Annotated in this window: 1 pseudogene; it reads right to left on the reverse strand. The window is 54.3% G+C overall.

What is annotated here, in order from left to right:
- Positions 1–85 precede the first annotated feature (85 nt).
- A pseudogene (locus tag AC1DSG_RS31455) lies at positions 86–813 on the reverse strand (DUF2931 family protein).
- Positions 814–846 lie beyond the last annotated feature (33 nt).

The raw sequence follows: 846 nt of genomic DNA on the forward strand, positions 1-846 counted from the left end.
GTGTTGTAGCTTGCAGGACGTAACCTTGAGGCGTTTTAAACGGGGACTGTCGGGCGGTGTTTAACCATCGAAATTGTTGGCACTCCTACCAACTGCCATAGGGGATGCCGAATTTGTCGACGTAGGCTTTGGACTCTTCTGAAAGCGGTCGATGCTTTCCGTTGGACGTGCCCCCGTAGGGGCCTTTGGGATTGATCGTGCCTTGGACGCGGATGACCTCGGTCGACAATAAGCATTGGCCGCCCAGCCATACCTTGGCGATTCCTCCAGGCGCCAAGCCTACTATCAGCATGTCTCGGTAATCCGTTATCCATTTACCGTCTGCGCGGCAGAAGGTTTTTTCTCCCTGAAGCATGGTGTTTCGCGCCGATTCGGGGATCTCGATATACGCTTCATAGGTCTGCGGCTCGGCCATGGACTGCCAGCGTACGTAGACTAGGCGAGGTAGGTCCGCGTCCCTTACAAATCGACCTTTTCTTCCAGGATGTTCTCGCCATCCCGCTGGTTTGCCTCTGAACTCGGACGGTACGCCTTTGCTCATTGCGCGTGGATACCCCATAGCCGGTATACCGCTGCCCGCGCGAAGGAACACGCGCTCATTGATATCAACGACACCGGCCGTTTCGATCCAGACTTCCATATAGTCAGGCGAAAAAAATCAAGGCTCCACGCGTCATAAGGTAGTGATCTGCTCAGGACAGAGGCACATCCGCCCAAATAGAGCGCAAGCACTATTGCACAGCCTGCTTTAAACAGAGATGCGGACTTATGGATTGAAAGTCCTTCCGGTCGAGGTTTCTGGCGATTGTTCATGGGTCACCAGGAGCCATAGGGAATGCCGAACTT

Source organism: Pseudomonas sp. P5_A12, assembly GCF_056400685.1.